Consider the following 19,015-nt stretch of genomic DNA (forward strand, 5'->3'; position numbering starts at 1 on the left):
CGTGACGACCGACGTCGCGCCGCCGCCCCCGCTGCCGGCCCCGTCAGCCCAGCCGCCGGGTGTCCCGACGCGACCGGCCCGGCGGCGCCCGGTGCCGACCGTGCTGCAGATGGCGGCGGTCGAGTGCGGTGCGGCCAGCCTCGCGATGATCCTCGCCGAACGCGGCAGATGGGTGCCGCTCGACGAGCTGCGGAAGGCGTGCGGGGTCTCTCGCGACGGCGCGTCGGCCCTCGACATCGTGGCCGCCGGCACGACGTACGGCGTGCAAGGTCTCGGTCACCGCCTCGAGGCCGAGAAGCTGTCCGAGCTCGAGTCGTTCCCCGCCATCATCTGGTGGCGGCGCTCGCACTTCATGGTGCTCGAGGGCATCCACAAGGGGCGCTACTACGTCAACGACCCGGCGCGCGGCCGCTACGCCCTGCCGGCCGCCGACTTCTCCGCCGGCTACTCCGGGGTCGCGATCACCTTCCGGACGCTGGACACCTTCGAGAAGGGCGGCCACGCCTTCCGCACCGGCGCCAGCGTCTGGGAGCGGCTGCGCAACACCCGGGCCGGCCTGGTCTACGCCGTGCTCGCCGGACTGCTCGCGATGGTCCTCGGCGTCCTGTCCGCACCGATCAGCCAGCTGTTCGTCGACGACGTCCTCTCGGGCTCTCGTCACGACCTCGTGGTCGACCTCGTGGTCGCGCTCCTGGTCGTCGGCGCCGTCCGCGCCACCCTGGTGTTCCTGCAGTACCGCGTCATCGTCCGCCTGCAGTCGAAGTTCTCGCTGGTCGGCAGCGCGGGCTTCCTCGAACGGTTGCTGCGCCTCCCGGTCGAGTTCTACCTCCAGCGCACCACCGGCGACCTGACCCAGCGCATCGGCTACAACATCGTGGTCGCCCAGCTGCTGGCCGCCCAGTTCGCTGCGGCGGGGATAGCGTTGATCGGGCTCGTCGCGTACGCCGTCCTGCTCTTCTACTACTCCTGGCTCCTCGCCCTCGTCGTGATCGGGCTGTCGCTGCTCAACGTCGTCGCCCTCCGGGCGGTGATCCGGTTGCGACAGGTGTCCCAGCAACGCGTCCTGCGCGAGCAGGGCAAGCTCCGCGGCACCACGGTCTCCGCCATCCAGAGCATCGAGACGATCAAGGCCACCGGCATGGAGGCCGACGTCTTCCGCACGCTCGCCGGACAGCAGGCGCGCTATCTGTCGGCGCAGAACGCCATGATCACGTCGTCGTCGATGCTGAGCGCCATCCCGGCCTTCCTCTTCTCGCTGAGCGGCGCGGGCATCATCGTCGTCGGCGGCTACCTGATCCTCCACGGCCACCTCACCGTCGGTGCGCTCCTCGCCGTGCAGTCGCTGGCCGGCGGCTTCAACGGCCCCGTGCAGACGCTGATGGGCGCGTCGTCCCAGCTCCAGGTCGTCTCGGCGTCGCTGCAGTCCCTCGACGACGTGCTCGCCAACGCCGCCGACGACCGCTACCGAGCGCCGGGCACGCAGGGCCGGCCCGACGACCTCGCCGGCCGGCTGACCTTCGACCACGTCAGCTTCGGCTACAGCGTCATGCAGCCGGCCTTCATCGAGGACTTCAGTCTCGACCTGGCGCCGGGCCGACGCGTGGCGCTGGTGGGCGGCTCCGGGGCGGGCAAGACCACGATCGCCAACCTCGCGGCCGGGCTGCTGCGGCCGTGGAGTGGTGAGGTCCTCTATGACGGCCACCCTCTCAGCGAGGTGACCGGAGGGCCCCTCGAGCGCACCCTGTCGAAGGTGGACCAGGCCATCGTGCTGTTCGAGGGCACCGTCCGGCAGAACGTCACGCTGTGGGACGACACCGTCCCCGACGACCGGGTCCGCAGTGCGCTCGCCGACGCCCAGCTGCTCGACGACGTGCTCGCCCGCCCCGGCGGCCTCGACGCCTTCGTCGCCGAGGCCGGTCGCAACTTCAGTGGAGGGCAGCGCCAGCGCATGGAGATCGCACGGGCCCTCGCTGTCGACCCGCGGGTCGTCATCCTCGATGAGGCGACGAGCGCACTCGACCCGACCACCGAGAAGCTGCTGGACGACGCCCTCCGCGCACGTGGTGTCTCCTGCCTGATCGTCGCCCACCGGCTGAGCACGATCCGCGACGCCGACGAGATCGTCGTGCTCGGTCGTGGCGGCAGGGTGGTCGAACGCGGCACGCACGCCGAGCTGGTCGACGCCGGCGGGGAGTACGCCGCCCTGGTCCGCGACGCAGGGGAGGGCGGCAATGTCGGTACGTGAGGTGACCCGGGTGGCCGCGGGAGAGCGGGTCCGGGTCGAGCAGGGTGTCGCCGACGTCTTCGTCGTCACCGACGCCGACGCGCGGCTGCCCCTGGCGACCGTGGAGGCGGGCGGGGTGGTCGTCGGTGCCGAGGGCGTCGAGCTGCTCGTCGTCGGGCGCGGCGACTGTGCCATGGCGGCGTCGGACCGTGCCCCGGCCGCCGGTGTGGCGGCCTTCCTGCAGGCGGCCTGCACGCACGTCCCGGCGGTCGCCGACCTCGTGCCCCGCGCGGCAGACGACACGCTTGCCGGCGACCTCGGTGCGGTGCTCGTGGCGCACCGCGACGCCCAGACCGCCGCCCGCACCTCCCGCTCCGCGCTGAGCGAGCAGCGCGACCTGCAGGCCCTCACCGAGGCCTACGACCGCATCGCGACCGACATCAGGGCGCCGGGCAGCGCACGCTCTCCCCGCGGTCTGGGGGAGCTGGCCGCCGTGCTCGCCGTGATCGGCGACCGGGAGGGCTTCGCCGTCGTCCAGCCGCCCCGGGCGCGGCTCGACGCCGAGCGGTTCGATCCGGTGACCGAGCTGGCCCGTGCCTCCGGCGTACGGCACCGCGCCGTCGACCTCTCCGGCGGCTGGGACACCGAGGGCACCTCCAGCTACCTCGCGTTCCTGAGTCGGGAGGGCGCCGCACCCGTGCCGGTGGCCCTGCTCCACGACGGTCGGCGCTATACGGTCTCGTACGCCGGCTCCCCGCGGCCGGTGCCGCTCACGCCCGACGTCCGGGCCATGGTCGACCCCGTCGGTCACGAGTTCTATGCACCGCTGCCCTCGGGCGGCCGCGGCACGTGGCGCGACGTCTTCCGGATCGCGATGCGTGGCAGCCGGCGGAACTGGATCGTCGCTCTCGGGTGCAGCCTCGTGGTCGCCCTGCTGGGGATGGCCACACCGCTGCTCACGAAGCCGGTGCTGAGCTGGATCATCCCTCAGGGCCGTGGGTCGCTGCTGGTCGCGGTCGGTGTCGCCCTCGTGCTCGCTGCTCTCATGGTCGGCGCGTTCACGATGGTCCAGGGCTTCGCGGTCACCCAGATCTCGTTCCGGGCCACCCAGCGGGTGCAGGCGTCGTTCTGGGACCGCGTGCTGTCCCTCCCGCCGCGGTTCTTCCGCCGCTACAGCTCGGGCGACCTCGCCGTCCGGGTGCTGGCGGTCGACCAGGTGCAGCAGATCATCAGCGGCCAGGTGATCTCGACGTTGCTCGCGGGCGTCTTCACCCTCGTCCACCTCTACCTGATGTTCCACTACAGCCCGACCCTGGGCTTCGTGGCGCTCGGGATGCTGGCCCTGTCGCTGGTCAGCATCCTGCTCGCTGCCCGCGCGTTGTCCCGCATGGCGCGCGAGACGCTCGTGGCCCAACGCCGCTCCAACAGCTGGCTGGTGGAGCTGCTCACGGGAGTCGGGAAGGTCCGGATCGCCGGCGCCGAGGACCGCTTCACCGGTCAGTACATCGACTTCGTGCGTGAGCAGGTCGTCGCCACCGCCCGGCAGACCGCCGTCACGGGCTACCTCAGCACGATGTTCTCGTTCTTCGTCGCGCTCGGCCCCGCGCTGTTCTTCCTCGTCATCGGCGCGACGTGGTCCGGCAGCGCCCCCGACATCAGCACCGCGACGTACGTCGCCTTCGTCAGCGCCTACTCGATCGCGTTCGCCGCGGTGTCCGGCCTGTCGTCGATCGTGTCCTCGATCGCCACCGTCGGTCCGACGCTGGAGATGGTGCAGCCACTGCTCGACGAGCTCCCGGAGGGCGCCACCCACCAGGACGAGCCCGGCACGATCAGGGGCGACATCGACCTGCGCCACGTGTCCTTCCGCTACGGCGCCGACAACCCCCTCGTCCTGCGCGACGTCGACATCCGGGTCGCCGCCGGCGAGATGGTGGCGCTGGTCGGGCCGTCCGGATCGGGGAAGTCGTCGATCACCCGCCTGATCCTCGGCTTCGACGAGCCCGAGGAGGGGCAGGTCCTGATCGACGGCCGTGACCTCGCCCACCTGGATCTCGACGCGGTGCGCGCCCAGTTCGGCGTCGTCCTGCAGGACGGCAAGATCATGCGCGGCACCATGCAGGCCAACATCCTCGGCGGCGCTCCGCTCGGCGAGGAGGAGGCGTGGGCCGCGGCTGAGGCCGCGGCGTTGGCCGACGAGATCCGGGCCCTGCCGATGGGCATGATGACGATGGTCGACCCCGGCAACGTCTCCGGAGGCCAGGCTCAGCGGATCCTGCTGGCGCGTGCCCTGGTGCGCGCGCCGGCCGTCCTCGTCCTCGACGAGGCCACGAGCGCCCTCGACAACGAGAGCCAGGCCCGGGTCACCGAGGCCTTGGACGCCCTCGGCGCTACTCGCATCGTGATCGCTCACCGGCTCTCCACGATCCGCCAAGCGGACCGGATCATCGTCCTGGTCAAGGGTGCCGTCGTCGAGCAGGGAAGCTTCGCGGAGCTGATGGCCATCGACGGCGCTTTCGCCGCGCTCGCCAAGCGTCAGCTGGTGTGAGGACGGTCGCTCACCTCACCTCACCCCGCCCTCGGTGCGGTCGTCTTGTCGGGCTGTGGATCGTGCGCACGCTGGTCGAGGCGCACGACGGCGAGGTCCGCTACGAGTCCCCGCGCGGCGGTGCTCGGTTCGTGGTCTCGCTGCCCGCGGCCGTCCCGGAGGCCTCCGCGCTGCCCCCTGAGGCAGCCCCAGGGGCGCGATGTTCCCCGCCTGTCACGCGTGCGTAGCAGAACCTTCACCGCATCGGATGAGATTTCCGGCTCCAGGGAGTTGGCGTGGGCCGCAGAATTGGTAGCCTGTGCAGTGCAACAGGTGCAAGTTCCAGCAGGTCTGACGCCCGCGGAGTTTGTGATCCAACGGCGTTTCTTCTTCCGTGGGCCTGCCACTCACGTAAGTCGGAGCGACGGTGTCACCGCATCTGGTGCGGACCGTCGAAGTGACGGTTCTCGCCCCGACTAAGGAGTATCGAGCACATGGCTCAGGGCACTGTTAAGTGGTTCAACGCGGAGAAGGGCTTCGGCTTCATTGCACAGGAGGACGGCGGCGACGACGTCTTCGTGCACTACTCGGCGATCCAGTCGCAGGGTTACAAGTCCCTGGACGAGAACCAGAAGGTCGAGTTCGACGTCACGCAGGGTCCCAAGGGCCCGCAGGCGGAGAACGTTCGCGCCATCTGAAACACCTGAGGCGATCTCGGGCCTCGGCCTGAGGAGTCTTTGAGGAGGCCCTACCCGTCCGGGTGGGGCCTCCTCCCCATTGCGGGCCATGTCACATGGCCCGGTCGGGTCAGATTTCTCCGGTCGTGTTTGGGGTTGGCCCCGGTCGGGCACGCTTGCCGTGAGGAGGGGAGCCCCCGCATGCGTATGAGGAGTGATGAGGTGCACGACCAGTTCGACGTGACCCTCGAGGACTCCGACCTCCTCGGAGAGGTCGAGCTCACCACCAACCTGATCATCGCGGCCAGCGAGTCCGATGATCACCTCTCGCCCGACGAGATCGATCAGATCCTGGGCGTCGTGCCGGAGCCGCGCCAGGAAGCCTGAGCGGATCCGAGACCCGAGATACCCCCTCCGGGTATCCTGTGCCCATGGCAGAGGTCATGGCAGGGCACCAGCACGGCTACATCCACCGCAAGGACGACTACCTCAAGCGGCTGCGCCGGATCGAGGGTCAGGCGCGGGGTCTGCAGCGGATGGTCGAGGACGAGAAGTACTGCATCGACATCCTCACCCAGGTCGCCGCGATGACGAAGGCGCTCCAGGCCGTCTCGCTGGGCCTGCTGGAGGAGCACATGAACCACTGCGTGCTCGACGCCGCGCGCTCCGAGGACGACGCCGCGGCCCAGGAGAAGATCACCGAGGTCCTCGACGCGGTCTCGCGGCTCGTCCGCTCGTGAGCGCTCAGCAGGTCGCGAACAGCACGGGCCCCGTCGAGAGGTCCGAGAGCACGTAGGTGTCGGGCTCGGGGTCGAGGTCGAGCCGTACGACGCGGCCCTCGGCGGTGGCCGAGCCGAGAGAGAACCGGTCCGTGAAGTCGCCGCCCTGGCCGGGGGCGGGGCCGCTGGCCAGGGTGGCGCGGCTGTCGGCGTTGCGTCGCGCCTGGTCGTCGTTCTCGAACGCCATGGCCACCAGCACGTGTCCGCCGGGCTGCACCGACATCGCGAAGCCGGTGAGCGGGTCCACCCCGCCGGCCTCCTGGACCAGCTGGTCGCCCTCCGCTGACTCCGAGGCGTCCGCCTGGCTCATGGCGAGCGCCGAGCACGTGTACGGACCGTCGTACACCGCCGCGGACAGTGGGTCGCCCGAGGCCGACACCACGTCGTCGACGCCCTGGGGCAGGTCGCCGTCACCGAGGTGGTCGACCGTGTGCTGGAGGTAGTCGGACGTGTCGCTGGTCAGCACCAGGTGCCGACCGGGGTCCAGGGCGACGTACTGGAGCTCCGGGGTCAGGTCGGCGCCGACGGTCGGGAGCACCTGGTCACCGCCCAGCCAGACCCCGCGGTCGTCCTCGGGCCGGGTGAAGCCGGCGCGCTCGAGCTCGTCCCCGATGTCCCCGAAGTCGGTGTCGTCGGGCATCCGGATGATCACCACCGCACCGGTGTCGGACTGGCTGAACAGCTCCCACTGTGCGGTCGCCGGGGAGAACCCGAACCGGGTCTGCAGCACGGGGGCCGACTGCACCAGCGCTGAGGTGGACGTGAGGTCCAAGTCGTAGCCCTTGTCGAGGAACGCCTGCACCTGCTCGCCCGAGGACGAGGCGTCCAGCTGGGCCCCGACCGCGCGGCGTACGCCGGCCCAGTCGGTCCACGAGAGCCGCTGCGCGTCGGCGGGCGCGTACGACGCTGCCAGCTCCAGGTCGGTGCGGTGGGCGTCTCGCCAGGAGCGGATCCCGATCCCCGCCGCCACGGCGACCACGGCCACGACCAATGTGACCAGCGCCGCGATCGTGAGGCGTCTGCGCACCGGGGTCTCCTGTTCGGCTCGGGGTGGTGTGACACTAGCGGCATGCCCGCGAAGGACGTGCTCGCCGCCGGTGTCGTGGTCTTCCGTCCGGGCCGGCGGGTGCTGCTCGTGCACCGGCCGCGCTACGACGACTGGTCGTTCCCCAAGGGCAAGCTCGACCCGGGCGAGCACGCGGCCTCCGCCGCGGTTCGCGAGGTCGAGGAGGAGACCGGGCTGCACGTGCGGCTCGGGCCGCCACTGGGCGGTCAGCGCTACCCAGTCGCGGGCGGCCGGATGAAGTCGGTCTTCTACTGGGCCGGCCGGGTGGTCGGTGACGACGACGTGAGCGGCTACCGCCCCAACGCCGAGATCGACCAGGTCCGCTGGTTCGACTACGACGCCGCGCTCGAACGGCTCAGCTACGACCACGACCGCGTCACGCTGCGCGAGGCCTGCCCGCTGCGTCGCAAGACGCATCCCCTGGTCGTGCTGCGCCACGGGTTGGCGCGATCGCGCAAGGCCTGGCGCCAGGACGACCGGCTGCGCCCCCTGGTGCAGGTGGGCCGGCACCAGGCGCAGCGGCTGGTGCCGGTGCTGGCGGCGTACGACGTCACCCGGATCGTCAGCTCCAGCAGCGCCCGGTGCGTCGAGACCGTCGGCCCGTACGCCGACACCACGGGCTGGAAGCTCGAGCTCGAGGACGGCCTCACCGAGGAGGACGCGACCGCGTCGTCGGTGGTCCGGGTCGTCGACGACCTGCTCGCCGCGGCCGTGGAGGGGGCGGTGCTGTGCACCCACCGGCCGGTGCTGCCGGCGGTCTTCGACATGCTCGGCGTGCCCGACCCCGGACTGGCCCCGGGCGCGATGCTCGTCGCGCACCTGCGCAAGGGCAGAGTCGTCGCCACCGAAGTGCACGAGATCCACTGAGGTCAAGGCCCTCCGGGCTTGTTCACGTGATGTCCGTCTCGTGAGCGATTGTCGGTCCCCGAGTGGCCGATCCGAGTTCACCGTTCGTTCACCGACGACCCCGGATCCGTCCACCTCGGCTGCCTAACTTCGCTGATGTCAGAGACGACGAAGACATCAGGAGTACCGAAGTGATGATCAGCTCCCTCCGCCGCGGCGCCGCGTTCGGCGCGGCCGGCCTCGTGCTGGCCGCCTCGCTGGCCGCGTGTGGCAGTGACGACAAGAACGACTCGGGATCGACCGATGGCGGCTCCTCCGCGTCCGGTCTGAGCGGCACTGTCGCCGCGGGCGGCTCCTCCGCTCAGGAGAAGGCCCAGGAGGCCTGGCGCGCCGGCTTCGGCCAGGACAACCCCGACGCCAAGATCAGCTACGACGCGGTCGGCTCCGGCACGGGCCGCGAGAACTTCATCGCCGGCTCGTTCGCGTTCGCCGGCTCCGACTCGGCGATGGACCCCGACGAGCTCGCGCAGGCCAAGAAGACCTGCGGCGGTGACCCGGTCGAGTTCCCGGTCTTCATCTCGCCGATCGACGTCGTGTTCAACCTCGACGGTGTCGACAGCCTCAACCTCTCCGCCGAGACGATCGCGAAGATCTTCAACGGCTCCATCACCAAGTGGGACGACCCGGCGATCACGGCCGAGAACCCCGACGCCACGCTCCCGAGCACGGCGATCTCCCCGGTGCACCGCTCGGACAGCTCCGGCACCACCGACAACTTCACCGACTTCCTCTTCAAGGCCTCCAACGGCGCCTGGAAGACCGAGCACTCCTCGGACTGGCCGACCACCAAGGGTGAGTCCGGCGAGCAGACCTCCGGCGTCATGGGCGCCGTCCAGGGCGGCCAGGGCACGATCGGCTACGCCGACGACAGCGCCGTCCAGGGCACCGGCCTCGGTGTCGTCAGCGTCAAGGTCGGCGACACCTACGTCGCCCCCTCGGCCGACGGGGCAGCCGCTGGCCTGAGCGCCTCCGAGCTGGCGACCGGCACCCCGGCGACGGTCATGCAGTACGACATCAACCGCACCAGCACCGACGCGAGCACGTACCCGGTGTTCATGGCGTCGTACGCGATCGCCTGCCAGTCTTACGACGACCAGGCCACCGCGGATATCGTCAAGGGCTTCCTGTCGTACATCATCTCGGAGGAGGGTCAGAAGGCGGCCGCGGCCAATGCCTTCTCCGCTCCGCTGCCGTCGGAGATCGCCGCCAAGGAGCAGGCGATCGTCGACAAGATCGGATCCTGACGGTCCCCAACCTCGGGCGGCGGGACGGGTTCACCCGTCTCGCCGCCTTCGGCCGTGAAATGGAGCTTGTCCTCTCGTGACCATCACCACTGACCCCGCGCCGGACCAGGCGCCCGGCGGCGCGCCCGTCGACGGGTCTGCGTCGTCTCGCCGAGGCGACCGGATCTTCTCCGGGCTGGCCTTCGGCGCTGGCCTGACGATCATGGTCTCGCTCGCGGCTGTGTTCGTGTTCCTGCTCATCCAGGGGCAGGACGGCTTCCACGCCGACCAGAAGTACTACGAGCCCGCGGCCTCGAGCTTCCCGGTGTACGTCGGCAAGCTGCTGTTCGGCACCGCACTCGCGGCCGTGCTCGCGATGGCACTCGCGGTGCCGTTCGCCATCGGGGTCGCGCTCTTCCTCTCGCACTACGCCCCGCGCCGGATCGCGACGCCGATCGCCTACGTGATCGACCTGCTCGCCGCCGTACCCTCCGTGGTCTTCGGCCTGTGGGGCGGGCGCACGCTCGCGAACGTCACCCAACCGATGCAGGGCTGGCTCAACGAGCACCTCTCGTGGTTGCCGTTCTTCTCCGGCCAGGTGTCCTCCACCGGCCGCACGATCCTGGTCGCCGCGCTGGTGCTGGCGATCATGGTGCTGCCGATCACCACGGCGATCTGCCGTGAGGTGTTCGCGCAGACCCCGCGCCTGCACGAGGAGGCGGCTCTCGCCCTCGGGGCGACCCGGTGGGAGATGATCCGCTACGCCGTCTTCCCGCACGCCCGCTCCGGCATGATCGCCGGCGTGATGCTCGGCCTGGGCCGCGCGCTGGGGGAGACGATGGCGGTGACGATGGTGCTCTCGGCCGGCGGGCCGCTGGTCACCTGGCACCTGCTCACCAGCTCCAACCCGGCCACGATCGCCTCCAACATCGCCTCGCGGTTCAACGGCGAGGACATCGGCATCCAGTCGGTCCTGCTGGCCACCGGTCTGGTCCTGTTCCTGTTCACGTTCCTGGTCAACTTCGCGGCCCGATGGGTGGTCGCGCGGGCGGAGAGGAGGCTCGCATGAGCACGGTCGAGAAGGTCGACGACCTGCTGTTCGCCAACGGCTCCCTCTCGCGCGCCCGCCTGCCCCGCTCGGCGCCCGCCCTCGTCGGCGTCGTCTCGCTGGCGCTCGCCGCGCTGATCGTGCTGCTCGCCGGCTGGAGCTGGATCGCCTGCCCGATCCTCGGCGGGATCTTCACGGTCATCGCCCTGCCGGCCTGGTCGGCGAAGGTCGAGAACCGCCGTGCCGCGGTCGACCGGCTGATGACGTGCCTGGTCTGGGGCTCGCTGCTCGTCGCGCTGGTCCCGCTGGTGTGGGTGCTGACCGAGGTCGTCGTCAAGGGCGCCCCCTCGATCTCCGGCTCCTGGCTGACCAACGACATGGAGCAGCGGCTGGACCCCGAGACGTTCAAGGTGCTGCCGGGTGCCGGTGTCGCCCACGCGCTCGTCGGCACGCTGCTGGTCACGCTCGGCGCGACGATCATCTCGGTGCCGATCGGCCTGATGACCGCGATCTACCTGGTCGAGTACGGCCGCGGCAAGCGGGTCGCCCGCTGGACCACGCTGCTCGTCGACGTGATGACGGGCATCCCCTCGATCGTGGCTGGTCTGTTCGCGCTCGCGCTGTTCTCGTTGATCTTCGGGACCGGCACCCGCTTCGGGCTGATGGGCTCGATCGCGCTGTCGCTGCTGATGATCCCCACGGTGGTCCGCTCGGGCGAGGAGATGATGCGGCTCGTGCCGCACGACCTGCGGGAGGCGTCGTACGCCCTCGGGGTGCCGAAGTGGCGCACGATCCTGCGGGTCGTGATGCCCACGGCGTTCGGCGGCATCATCACCGGCGTGATGCTGGCGATCAGCCGGGTGATCGGGGAGACCGCGCCGTTGCTGGTGGCGGTCGGCAGCCTGGACCTGATGAACGCCAACCTGTTCAGTGGGCGGATGCAGACGCTGCCGGTCTACATCCTGACCGAGTACAAGAAGTCGACTCCCGAGGACTACCAGCTCGCCTGGGCCGGGGCGCTGCTGCTCATCGCCATCGTCATGGTCCTCAACCTGATCGCCCGCATCATCGGCAAGGTCTTCGCCCCACCGTCAGAACGGCGCCGCTGAGCGGCGCTGGAGAAGGAACACACACCATGGCCAAGAGCATCGACGTCTCCGACCTCGACATCTACTACGGCGACTTCAAGGCCGTCGAAGGCGTCACCATGACGATCCGCGCCCGGACCGTGACCGCGTTCATCGGTCCCTCCGGCTGCGGCAAGTCGACGTTCCTGCGGGCGCTGAACCGGATGCACGAGGTGATCCCCGGCGCCCGGGTCGAGGGCAAGGTGACGGTCTCGGGACAGTCGCTCTACGACCCCTCGGTCGACCCGGTCGCCGTACGCCGCCAGATCGGCATGGTCTTCCAGCGCCCGAACCCGTTCCCGACGATGTCGATCTACGACAACGTGCTCGCGGGCATGCGGCTGAACTCCAAGAGGCTGTCGAAGTCCGACGCGGACGCGATCGTGGAGAAGTCCCTGCGCGGCGCCAACCTCTGGAACGAGGTCAAGGACCGGCTCGGCAAGCCGGGCATGGGCCTCTCCGGTGGCCAGCAGCAGCGGCTGTGCATCGCCCGGGCGATCGCGGTCTCCCCGGAGGTGCTCCTCATGGACGAGCCCTGCTCCGCGCTCGACCCGATCTCGACGGCCGCGATCGAGGACCTCATCCACGAGCTGAAGTCCGACTACACGATCGTGATCGTCACCCACAACATGCAGCAGGCGGCCCGCGTCTCCGACGACACCGGGTTCTTCAACCTCAAGGCCGCCGGCGAGCCCGGTCGCCTGGTGGAGTTCAACCCCACCAACAAGATGTTCACCAACCCCGACGAGGAGTCCACCGAGGCCTACATCTCGGGTCGTTTCGGCTGAGCTGTCTCTTCGCTGATCGGGTCGTGTGCCTGAGGACGTGCCCTGGGGCGTCCTCAGGCACACGACCCGATCGTCGTTGGCGCGCTGTCGACCGCTCAGGTCCGCGGCCCACGGGTCGATGTGCGTCCTATGGGGGCGATTGAGCCGACGGGACGTCGCGCGGTCGTGATCGAGGACGACGCGGACATCGCGTCGTTGCTCGAGGTCGCGCTGACCTCGCAGGGTTTCGAGGTGACGATCGCGCCCGACGGCGCCTCCGGGATCGAACGGGTCGCCGCCCTCGACCCGGACCTGGTCACCCTCGACGTCGGCCTGCCGGGCATCGACGGTCTCGAGGTGTGCCGGCGGATCCGCCCCACGACCGATGCCTACCTGATCATGGTCACGGCGTACGGCGAGGAGATCGACCGCCTGATCGGGCTCGAGACCGGCGCCGACGACTACCTGACCAAACCGATCAGCGTGCGCGAGCTCAAGGCCCGGGTCAACGTGCTGTTCCGCCGCCCGCGCCGGATGGCCGTGCCGCCGGCTCTGGCGATGGAGGGTCCGCCGCGGCTGCACGTGGTGCCCGAGACGCCCGCTCCACCCGACGACCACCAGGTGCTCCGGCACGGTGACCTCGTGCTCGACGTCGACGGCCACCGGGTCTGGCGCGACGGTGACCTGGTCGACCTGACGCCCACCGAGTTCGCCCTGCTGGCGACCCTGATGCGGGCCCCGACGCGGGTCTGGACCCGCGCGCTCCTGCTCGAGGAGGTCTGGGGCGGCGGGTGGGACGAGACCCACCTGGTCGAGGTCCACATGGGCAACCTGCGCCGCAAGCTCGGCGACCGCCGCGGGCAGACGCGCTTCGTGGAGAACGTGCGCGGCGTCGGCTACCGGATGCTCGCCGCGGGCTGAGGCCTAGCGACCAAGGATCTAGACGGCGCGGGCCTCGGCCAGGTACGTCGCGAGCGCCCGCTCGGCGCGCTCTCCCGCGTGGGTGAGCTCGTCGGCGACGCCCCGGGCCGCCGCGACGTCACGGCGCCGAACGCTGAGCTCGATGACGGTCGCGAGCTGCTCGAGCTCGCGGGCGCCGACGGTGGTGGAGGAGACCTTCAGGCTGAGCGCGGCGTCGAGAGCGGCGTCGAGGTCCGGGTGGTCCTGCGACTCGAGCGCGTCGTTGATCCGGACCAGTCGCTGGGGCAGCAGCTCCTGGAAGCGGGCGGCGAACGAGGCGGGGTACGCCGGGTCCTCGACGTCGGCGGCGAGCCGGTCCAGCGCGGCGTTGTCCAGTGCCTCGTCGAGCGCGGCGTCGGCGGCGTCGGCGGTCGGGTTGGTCTCGGTCTCGCCCCGGCCCCAGATCAGGCTGCAGCCGAGGACCACCAGGGCGCCGAGCGAGAGCCAGAACAGGCCGTGCCGCACGACCGGGGCGCGCAGCGCGCGGACGACGTTGCCGACGCCGGGCACGACGTGCGCGACCTCCCAGACGGTGTCGCCCTGGACGGTGGCGCGCCACGGGTCCGGGGCGGCGTTCGCGTCGCCCTGGGTGCGGATGACGGTGCGGCCGTCGGCCGTGTGGCGTACGCCGATCACCCGGTGCGTCTCGAGGTGCTGGTCGGCCACGGGGGCGTGGAAGGTCAAGATGTCCCCGACCTCGATGTCGGCCGTCGGCTTGGGCACGGTGACGACCACGTCGCCGGGGTCGATGGTGCCGGTCATGCTGCCGGTGAGCATCGTGGCGGTGCGGTAGCCGAGCACGCGGGGGCCGAGGGCCAGCGCCGCGAACGCGACCAGCCCGCCGACCAGCAGCACGCTCAGCACCGCGCTCACGACGCGGTCGAGCCGGGAGCGGCGTACCGCCGTCCGTGCCGACCCCATGTCGGCACGGTGGCGAGGAGTGGTGCTCGCCCGGCCGCCCCGCGGGAACGCGATGACGTCGACGGTCACGGCTGCTCCTCTCGTCGGGCGGGTCGGGGGTCGGTGTGGTGGCTGGGTCAGGGCAGCTGCACCGGGGTGACCGCGGTGGTCTCGGCGGTGCGCTGGGTGCCGGTGACGGACCAGCTGACGGTGGCGGACTGGCCCTGCGTGGTGTTGTCGGCGTTGGCGGGCAGCGTGAACGTGGCGCGCAGGTAGACCTTGGAGTCGGCGTTGAGCGCGCTGACCCACGCGGCCGGGAGCGCGTAGTTGGTCACCGGGCCGGTCGCGCTGAGCGGCCCGGAGTAGAGGCGGACCGCGCCGGCGCAGGTCGCGCCGTTGGCGGGGACCTGCGCCGTGCAGGTCTCGACGGTGAGGTTGAGGGTCTTCGCGAGCTCGCCGCCGACCGTGCTGCTCACGCTGAGGCCGCTGAGCGTCAGCGAGCCGGCCGCGCGCTCGATGGTGATCGGCGCGTAGGCCACGTCGCCGGCGGCCATGTTGGCCTTGGTGATCGAGATGCCCTTGTCGTAGCCGTTCATGAGCACGCTGACCCGGCCGGAGTCGACCTTCGCCTCGGCGGCGGTGGTGTCGGTGTAGGCACCGAACGTCCCGACGCCGGCGACGCCCGCGGCTCCCGCCACGAGTGCGACGGTGGCGGCGATCTTGGTGAGGTGCTTGCGTGCGGAGCGCATGTCCGGTCCCTTCCCTGGGTGACCGGGACTCAGGTCCCGGCCGGTGCATCCTTGACGTGCACCAGCCTGCGACACCCGGGACAAGGCACTTCGGTGCCGAGGTGAAGGGTTCCTGCAAGAGAAATGCAAGGTGGCGTCGCGCAGCGGTCGTCCCGGGCGATCGGGCCCCCGCGAACGTCCCCAGGGCCCGGATGTCAGGGCGTACGCCGCCGAGACGGCGGCCTACTGGCCGATGACCAGGTGCAGCACGTAGTAGCACCCGGCGGCGACGAGGCCGGCGGCCGGGAAGGTCAGCACCCACGCGGCGACGATCGAGCGGGCCACGCCCCAGCGGACGGCCGAGAAGCGCTTGGTGGCGCCGGCGCCCATGATCGCGGAGGTGATCGTGTGGGTGGTCGAGATCGGGGCCTGGAACGCGAACGCGGTCGTGTAGAGGACCGCCGCGCCCACCGACTCTGCGGCGAAGCCGCGGGCCGGGTCGAGGTGGATGATCCGGCGCCCCAGGGTCCGCATGATCCGCCAGCCGCCGGAGTAGGTGCCCAGCGAGATCGCGCCGGCGGAGCAGATGACGACCCACAGCGGGAGGTTGCCCACCGGCTCGCCCGCGGCGTTGGTGTAGTAGCCGGCGGTGGTGAGCGACAGGAAGATCACGCCCATGGTCTTCTGGGCGTCCTGCAGGCCGTGGCCCAGTGCGAGCCCGGCGGCCGAGACGGTCTGGGCGAGCCGGAAGCCGCGGAACACCCGGTGTGGGTTGCGCCTCCGGAAGATCCACAGGATCGCGAGCATGACCAGGAACGCCGCCACCAGGCCGACGATCGGCGAGAGCACCATCGGGATGACGACCTTGTCGAGGATCGTCTGCCAGTGCACCGCGGCGCCGGCGGCCAGGGCCGCGCCGACCAGGCCGCCGATGAGCGCGTGCGAGGACGACGAGGGCAGCCCGAAGTACCACGTGATCAGGTTCCAGGTGATCGCGCCGAGCAGCCCCGCGAGCACGATCACCAGTCCGTGGTTGCCGTCGGGTGGCGCGATCGTGTCGCTGACGGTGTGCGCGACCTCCTGGCCGAGCAGCGCGCCGAGGAAGTTCATGACCGCGGCCAGCAGCAGCGCGATGCGCGGCGTGAGTGCGCGCGTCGATACCGAGGTGGCGATGGCGTTGGCCGCGTCGTGGAAGCCGTTGGTGTAGTCGAACGACAGGGCGACGACGACGACCGCGATGACGATCGCGAGGTCCATGGAGGTCAGGACTCCTTGACGGCGATCTGCTCCACGATGTTGGCGACCTTCTCGAACGCGTCGATCGCCTCCTCGAGAGACTCGACGATGTCCTTGAGCTTGAGCACCTCGATGGTCTTGAACTCACCGCTGAACAGCTTCGCGAGCGTCCGGCGGTGGTTGCGGTCGCCGGTGTTCTCGAGCCGGTTGACCTCGATCCAGTACTCCTCGAGCGACTGCATCGACTGCAGGTTCGGCATCGCGGCGGCGGTCAGCTCGGCGCAGCGCTGCAGCACCTCGACCTGGGTCGAGAGCTCCGGGGGCAGCACCTTCACCTCGTAGAGCAGGATCAGGTCGACGACCTCGTCCATCATGTCCATGACGTCGTCGAGACCCGACCCCAGGGCGTAGATGTCCTCGCGGTCGAACGGCGTCACGAAGGTCGAGTTGACCTTGCGGATCAGCGCGTGCGTGGTCTCGTCGGCGTTGTGCTCGGCCTCGCGCATACGCCGGGCCACGTCCTCGTGGTCAGCGCCCTCGCCGAGCATCTCGGCAAGCAGTGCTGCGCCACCGACGAGGTGTTGTGCTGACTCGGTGAACAGGTCGTAGAACGACGTGTCGACGGGCCGGAATCTCAAACCCACGGATAACTCCTGCTGAGGAGGAAGAGAACGCGCAACAGACTAGGGGGTGCCGAGCCGTTTCGCGCAAGCGAGGGTCACGCGACGCCGGCGACCGCGATTACGTGGGGCTCGGGAGGAATTCCGGACCGTTTCACACCACCGTACGGCGTCGCCGCTGGGCCTCGATCAGGGCCTCCTGGAGGTGGGTGGTGCCGGCGTTGTGGTGCCACTCCCCGGTGCTGTCGAGCTCCCACGCACTGGTGCCGGCCGCGAACGCCAGGTCGAGCAGCCGGGCCACCTGGCCGACGCTGTCGCCGGGCAGCCGCACCAGCACCTCGACCCGGCGGTCCAGGTTGCGGTGCATCATGTCGGCGGACCCGATCCACGCGGTGGGCTCCCCGCCGTTCTCGAACCAGAAGATCCGGCTGTGCTCGAGGAACCGGCCCAGGATCGAGCGCACGGTGATCGTCTCGGAGAGCCCCGGCACGCCCGGGCGCAGCGCGCAGATGCCGCGCACCAGCAGCTCGATCGGCACACCGGCCTGCGAGGCGAGGTAGAGCGCGTCGATGACGGCCTCGTCGACCACGGAGTTGGCCTTGAGCCGGATCCGCGCCGGCCGCCCGGCCTGGTGGTGGGCAACCTCGGCGTGGATCTGGTCGATCAGCCCGGTGCGGATCGAGTCGGGTGCGACCAGCAGCTCCTCGTACGTCGCGTTGCGCGACCACCCGGAGAGGTTGTTGAACAGGTGGGCGACGTCCTCGCCGATCCGCTCGTTGGTGGTGATCAGCCCGAGGTCCTCGTACATGCGGGACGTCTTGGGGTTGTAGTTGCCGGTGCCGATGTGGGTGTAGCGGCGGATGCCGTCGGGCTCGTCGCGCACCACCATCGAGAGCTTGCAGTGGGTCTTGAGGCCGACCAGGCCGTAGACGACGTGGCAGCCGGCCTGCTCGAGCTTGCGGGCCCACCGGATGTTGGCCTCCTCGTCGAAGCGGGCCTTGATCTCGACGATCACCAGGACCTGCTTGCCGGCCTCGGCGGCGTCGACCAGGGCGTCGATGATGGGCGAGTCGCCGGAGGTGCGGTAGAGCGTCTGCTTGATCGCCAGCACGTGCGGGTCGGCGGCCGCCTGCTCGAGGAAGCGCTGCACCGAGGTGGCGAACGAGTCGTAGGGGTGGTGCAGCAGCACGTCGCGGCGGCGGGTGGCCTTGAAGACGTCGACGGGGGCGGCCGACTCGACCTCGGCGAGCCGCAGGTGGGTGGTGGGCAGGAACGCCGGGTACTTCAGCTCCTGGCGCGGCAGGTCGGCGATGTCGTGCAGCCCGCGCAGGTCCAGCGGGCCGGTCAGCCGGAACACCTCGTCCTGGGTGACCCCCAGCTCGGAGACCAGCAGGTCGAGCACCTGGGGCGCGATGGACTCCTCGACCTCGAGCCGCACGGGCGGGCCGAACCGTCGGCGCAGCAGCTCCTTCTCGAGCGCGGCGAGGATGTTCTCGGCGTCGTCCTCCTCGACCTCGAGGTCCTCGTTGCGGGTGACCCGGAACGTGTGGACCTCCAGCACCTCCATGCCCGGGAACAGCCGCTTGAGGTGCTCGCGGATCACGTCCTCGAGCGGCACGAAGCGCTGGTTGCCGACCGGCACGAAGCGGGAGAAGATCGGCGGCACCTTGACCCGGGCGAAGTGCTCCTTGCCCGTGCGCGGGTTGCGGATCAGCACCGCGAGGTTGAGCGAGAGCCCGGAGATGTAGGGGAACGGGTGGGCCGGGTCGACGGCCAGCGGCGTGAGCACCGGGAAGACCCGGTCGCGGAACAGCCGCTTGCAGGTCTTCTGCTCCTCGCGGTCCAGGTCGTCCCAGCGGACCAGCTCGATGCCGACCTCGGCCAGCGCGGGGACCACCTCGTCACGGAACACCCGGGCCTGCCGCTCGACGAGCCCGCGCGTCGTGGTGAGGATCAGCTCGAGCACCTGGCCCGGCATCAGGCCGGACGCGGCCGGCACGGCCACCCCGGCGGCGATCCGCCGCTTGAGACCGGCGACGCGGACCATGAAGAACTCGTCGAGGTTGCTGGTGAAGATCGCCAGGAACCGTGCGCGCTCGAGCAGCGGCAGGCTGCGGTCCTCGGCCAGCTCGAGCACCCGCTGGTTGAACCGGAGCCAGGAGAGCTCACGGTCGAGGAAGCGGTCCTCGTACTTCTCCACCGCGGCGATCTCGTCGTGGTCGGGTTG

At 70.5% G+C, this 19,015-nt stretch carries 17 protein-coding genes; 11 read left to right on the forward strand and 6 right to left on the reverse strand.

The window, feature by feature from the left end; translation table 11 throughout:
* Position 1 precedes the first annotated feature (1 nt).
* From AC3ANS_RS01810 to AC3ANS_RS01830, 5 genes are all read left to right on the forward strand, one after another.
* Positions 2-2,245, forward strand: coding sequence for an ATP-binding cassette domain-containing protein (locus AC3ANS_RS01810; RefSeq protein WP_488294465.1), 2,244 nt, complete (start codon positions 2-4; stop codon positions 2,243-2,245).
* The gene (locus AC3ANS_RS01815; protein WP_488294466.1) at positions 2,232-4,772 is read left to right on the forward strand and encodes an ATP-binding cassette domain-containing protein; all 2,541 of its coding nucleotides are present in this window, start codon (positions 2,232-2,234) and stop codon (positions 4,770-4,772) included. The genes AC3ANS_RS01810 and AC3ANS_RS01815 overlap by 14 nt, the downstream gene beginning before the upstream one ends.
* Before the next feature lie 473 nt (positions 4,773-5,245).
* The gene (cspE, locus tag AC3ANS_RS01820; RefSeq protein WP_028636594.1) at positions 5,246-5,449 is read left to right on the forward strand and encodes a transcription antiterminator/RNA stability regulator CspE; all 204 of its coding nucleotides are present in this window, start codon (positions 5,246-5,248) and stop codon (positions 5,447-5,449) included.
* A 201-nt stretch (positions 5,450-5,650) separates the two neighbouring features.
* Complete coding sequence (locus tag AC3ANS_RS01825; RefSeq protein WP_488294467.1) at positions 5,651-5,815, forward strand: hypothetical protein; 165 nt, start codon at positions 5,651-5,653, stop codon at positions 5,813-5,815.
* 56 nt (positions 5,816-5,871) lie between these two features.
* A complete protein-coding gene (locus AC3ANS_RS01830; protein ID WP_488296579.1) occupies positions 5,872-6,168 on the forward strand; it encodes a metal-sensitive transcriptional regulator in 297 nt (98 codons plus the stop codon).
* 4 nt (positions 6,169-6,172) lie between these two features.
* On the opposite strand, the gene AC3ANS_RS01835 is transcribed toward AC3ANS_RS01830, so the two are convergent.
* On the reverse strand, positions 6,173-7,234 hold the full coding sequence (locus tag AC3ANS_RS01835) for a hypothetical protein (RefSeq protein WP_488294468.1): 1,062 nt from the start codon (positions 7,232-7,234) through the stop codon (positions 6,173-6,175).
* 42 nt (positions 7,235-7,276) lie between these two features.
* Between AC3ANS_RS01835 and AC3ANS_RS01840 the strand changes: the two genes are divergently transcribed.
* The 6 genes from AC3ANS_RS01840 (at position 7,277) to AC3ANS_RS01865 (ending at position 13,265) form a co-directional block, all read left to right on the forward strand.
* A complete protein-coding gene (locus AC3ANS_RS01840) occupies positions 7,277-8,140 on the forward strand; it encodes an NUDIX hydrolase (RefSeq protein WP_488294469.1) in 864 nt (287 codons plus the stop codon).
* A gap of 173 nt (positions 8,141-8,313) precedes the next feature.
* The gene (pstS, locus tag AC3ANS_RS01845) at positions 8,314-9,423 is read left to right on the forward strand and encodes a phosphate ABC transporter substrate-binding protein PstS (RefSeq protein ID WP_488294470.1); all 1,110 of its coding nucleotides are present in this window, start codon (positions 8,314-8,316) and stop codon (positions 9,421-9,423) included.
* Positions 9,424-9,499: 76 nt separating this feature from the next.
* Positions 9,500-10,471 (forward strand): phosphate ABC transporter permease subunit PstC, encoded by a 972-nt coding sequence (gene pstC, locus AC3ANS_RS01850; RefSeq protein ID WP_488294471.1) that lies wholly within the window; start codon positions 9,500-9,502, stop codon positions 10,469-10,471.
* On the forward strand, positions 10,468-11,559 hold the full coding sequence (pstA, locus tag AC3ANS_RS01855; protein WP_488294472.1) for a phosphate ABC transporter permease PstA: 1,092 nt from the start codon (positions 10,468-10,470) through the stop codon (positions 11,557-11,559). Before pstC ends, pstA begins: the two co-directional genes overlap by 4 nt.
* Positions 11,560-11,585: 26 nt before the next feature.
* Positions 11,586-12,365 carry a phosphate ABC transporter ATP-binding protein PstB gene (gene pstB, locus AC3ANS_RS01860; protein ID WP_488294473.1) on the forward strand — a complete coding sequence of 260 codons (780 nt, stop codon included), beginning with the start codon at positions 11,586-11,588 and terminating at the stop codon, positions 12,363-12,365.
* A 129-nt stretch (positions 12,366-12,494) separates the two neighbouring features.
* Positions 12,495-13,265, forward strand: a complete 771-nt coding sequence (locus tag AC3ANS_RS01865; RefSeq protein ID WP_488294474.1) for a response regulator transcription factor — start codon at positions 12,495-12,497, stop codon at positions 13,263-13,265.
* Between the two features lie 18 nt (positions 13,266-13,283).
* Here the strand turns inward: AC3ANS_RS01865 and AC3ANS_RS01870 are convergent, their stop codons facing one another.
* From AC3ANS_RS01870 to AC3ANS_RS01890, 5 genes are all read right to left on the reverse strand, one after another.
* On the reverse strand, positions 13,284-14,294 hold the full coding sequence (locus AC3ANS_RS01870) for a signal peptidase I (RefSeq protein ID WP_488294475.1): 1,011 nt from the start codon (positions 14,292-14,294) through the stop codon (positions 13,284-13,286).
* A 47-nt stretch (positions 14,295-14,341) separates the two neighbouring features.
* A complete protein-coding gene (locus AC3ANS_RS01875; protein WP_488294476.1) occupies positions 14,342-14,953 on the reverse strand; it encodes a hypothetical protein in 612 nt (203 codons plus the stop codon).
* Between the two features lie 222 nt (positions 14,954-15,175).
* Complete coding sequence (locus tag AC3ANS_RS01880; RefSeq protein ID WP_488294477.1) at positions 15,176-16,189, reverse strand: inorganic phosphate transporter; 1,014 nt, start codon at positions 16,187-16,189, stop codon at positions 15,176-15,178.
* Between the two features lie 5 nt (positions 16,190-16,194).
* On the reverse strand, positions 16,195-16,812 hold the full coding sequence (locus AC3ANS_RS01885) for a DUF47 domain-containing protein (RefSeq protein ID WP_488294478.1): 618 nt from the start codon (positions 16,810-16,812) through the stop codon (positions 16,195-16,197).
* A gap of 130 nt (positions 16,813-16,942) precedes the next feature.
* Positions 16,943-18,997 (reverse strand): RNA degradosome polyphosphate kinase, encoded by a 2,055-nt coding sequence (locus AC3ANS_RS01890; protein ID WP_488296580.1) that lies wholly within the window; start codon positions 18,995-18,997, stop codon positions 16,943-16,945.
* Positions 18,998-19,015: the final 18 nt, after the last annotated feature.

It is taken from the genome of Nocardia sp. 149-1B, from assembly GCF_057747975.1.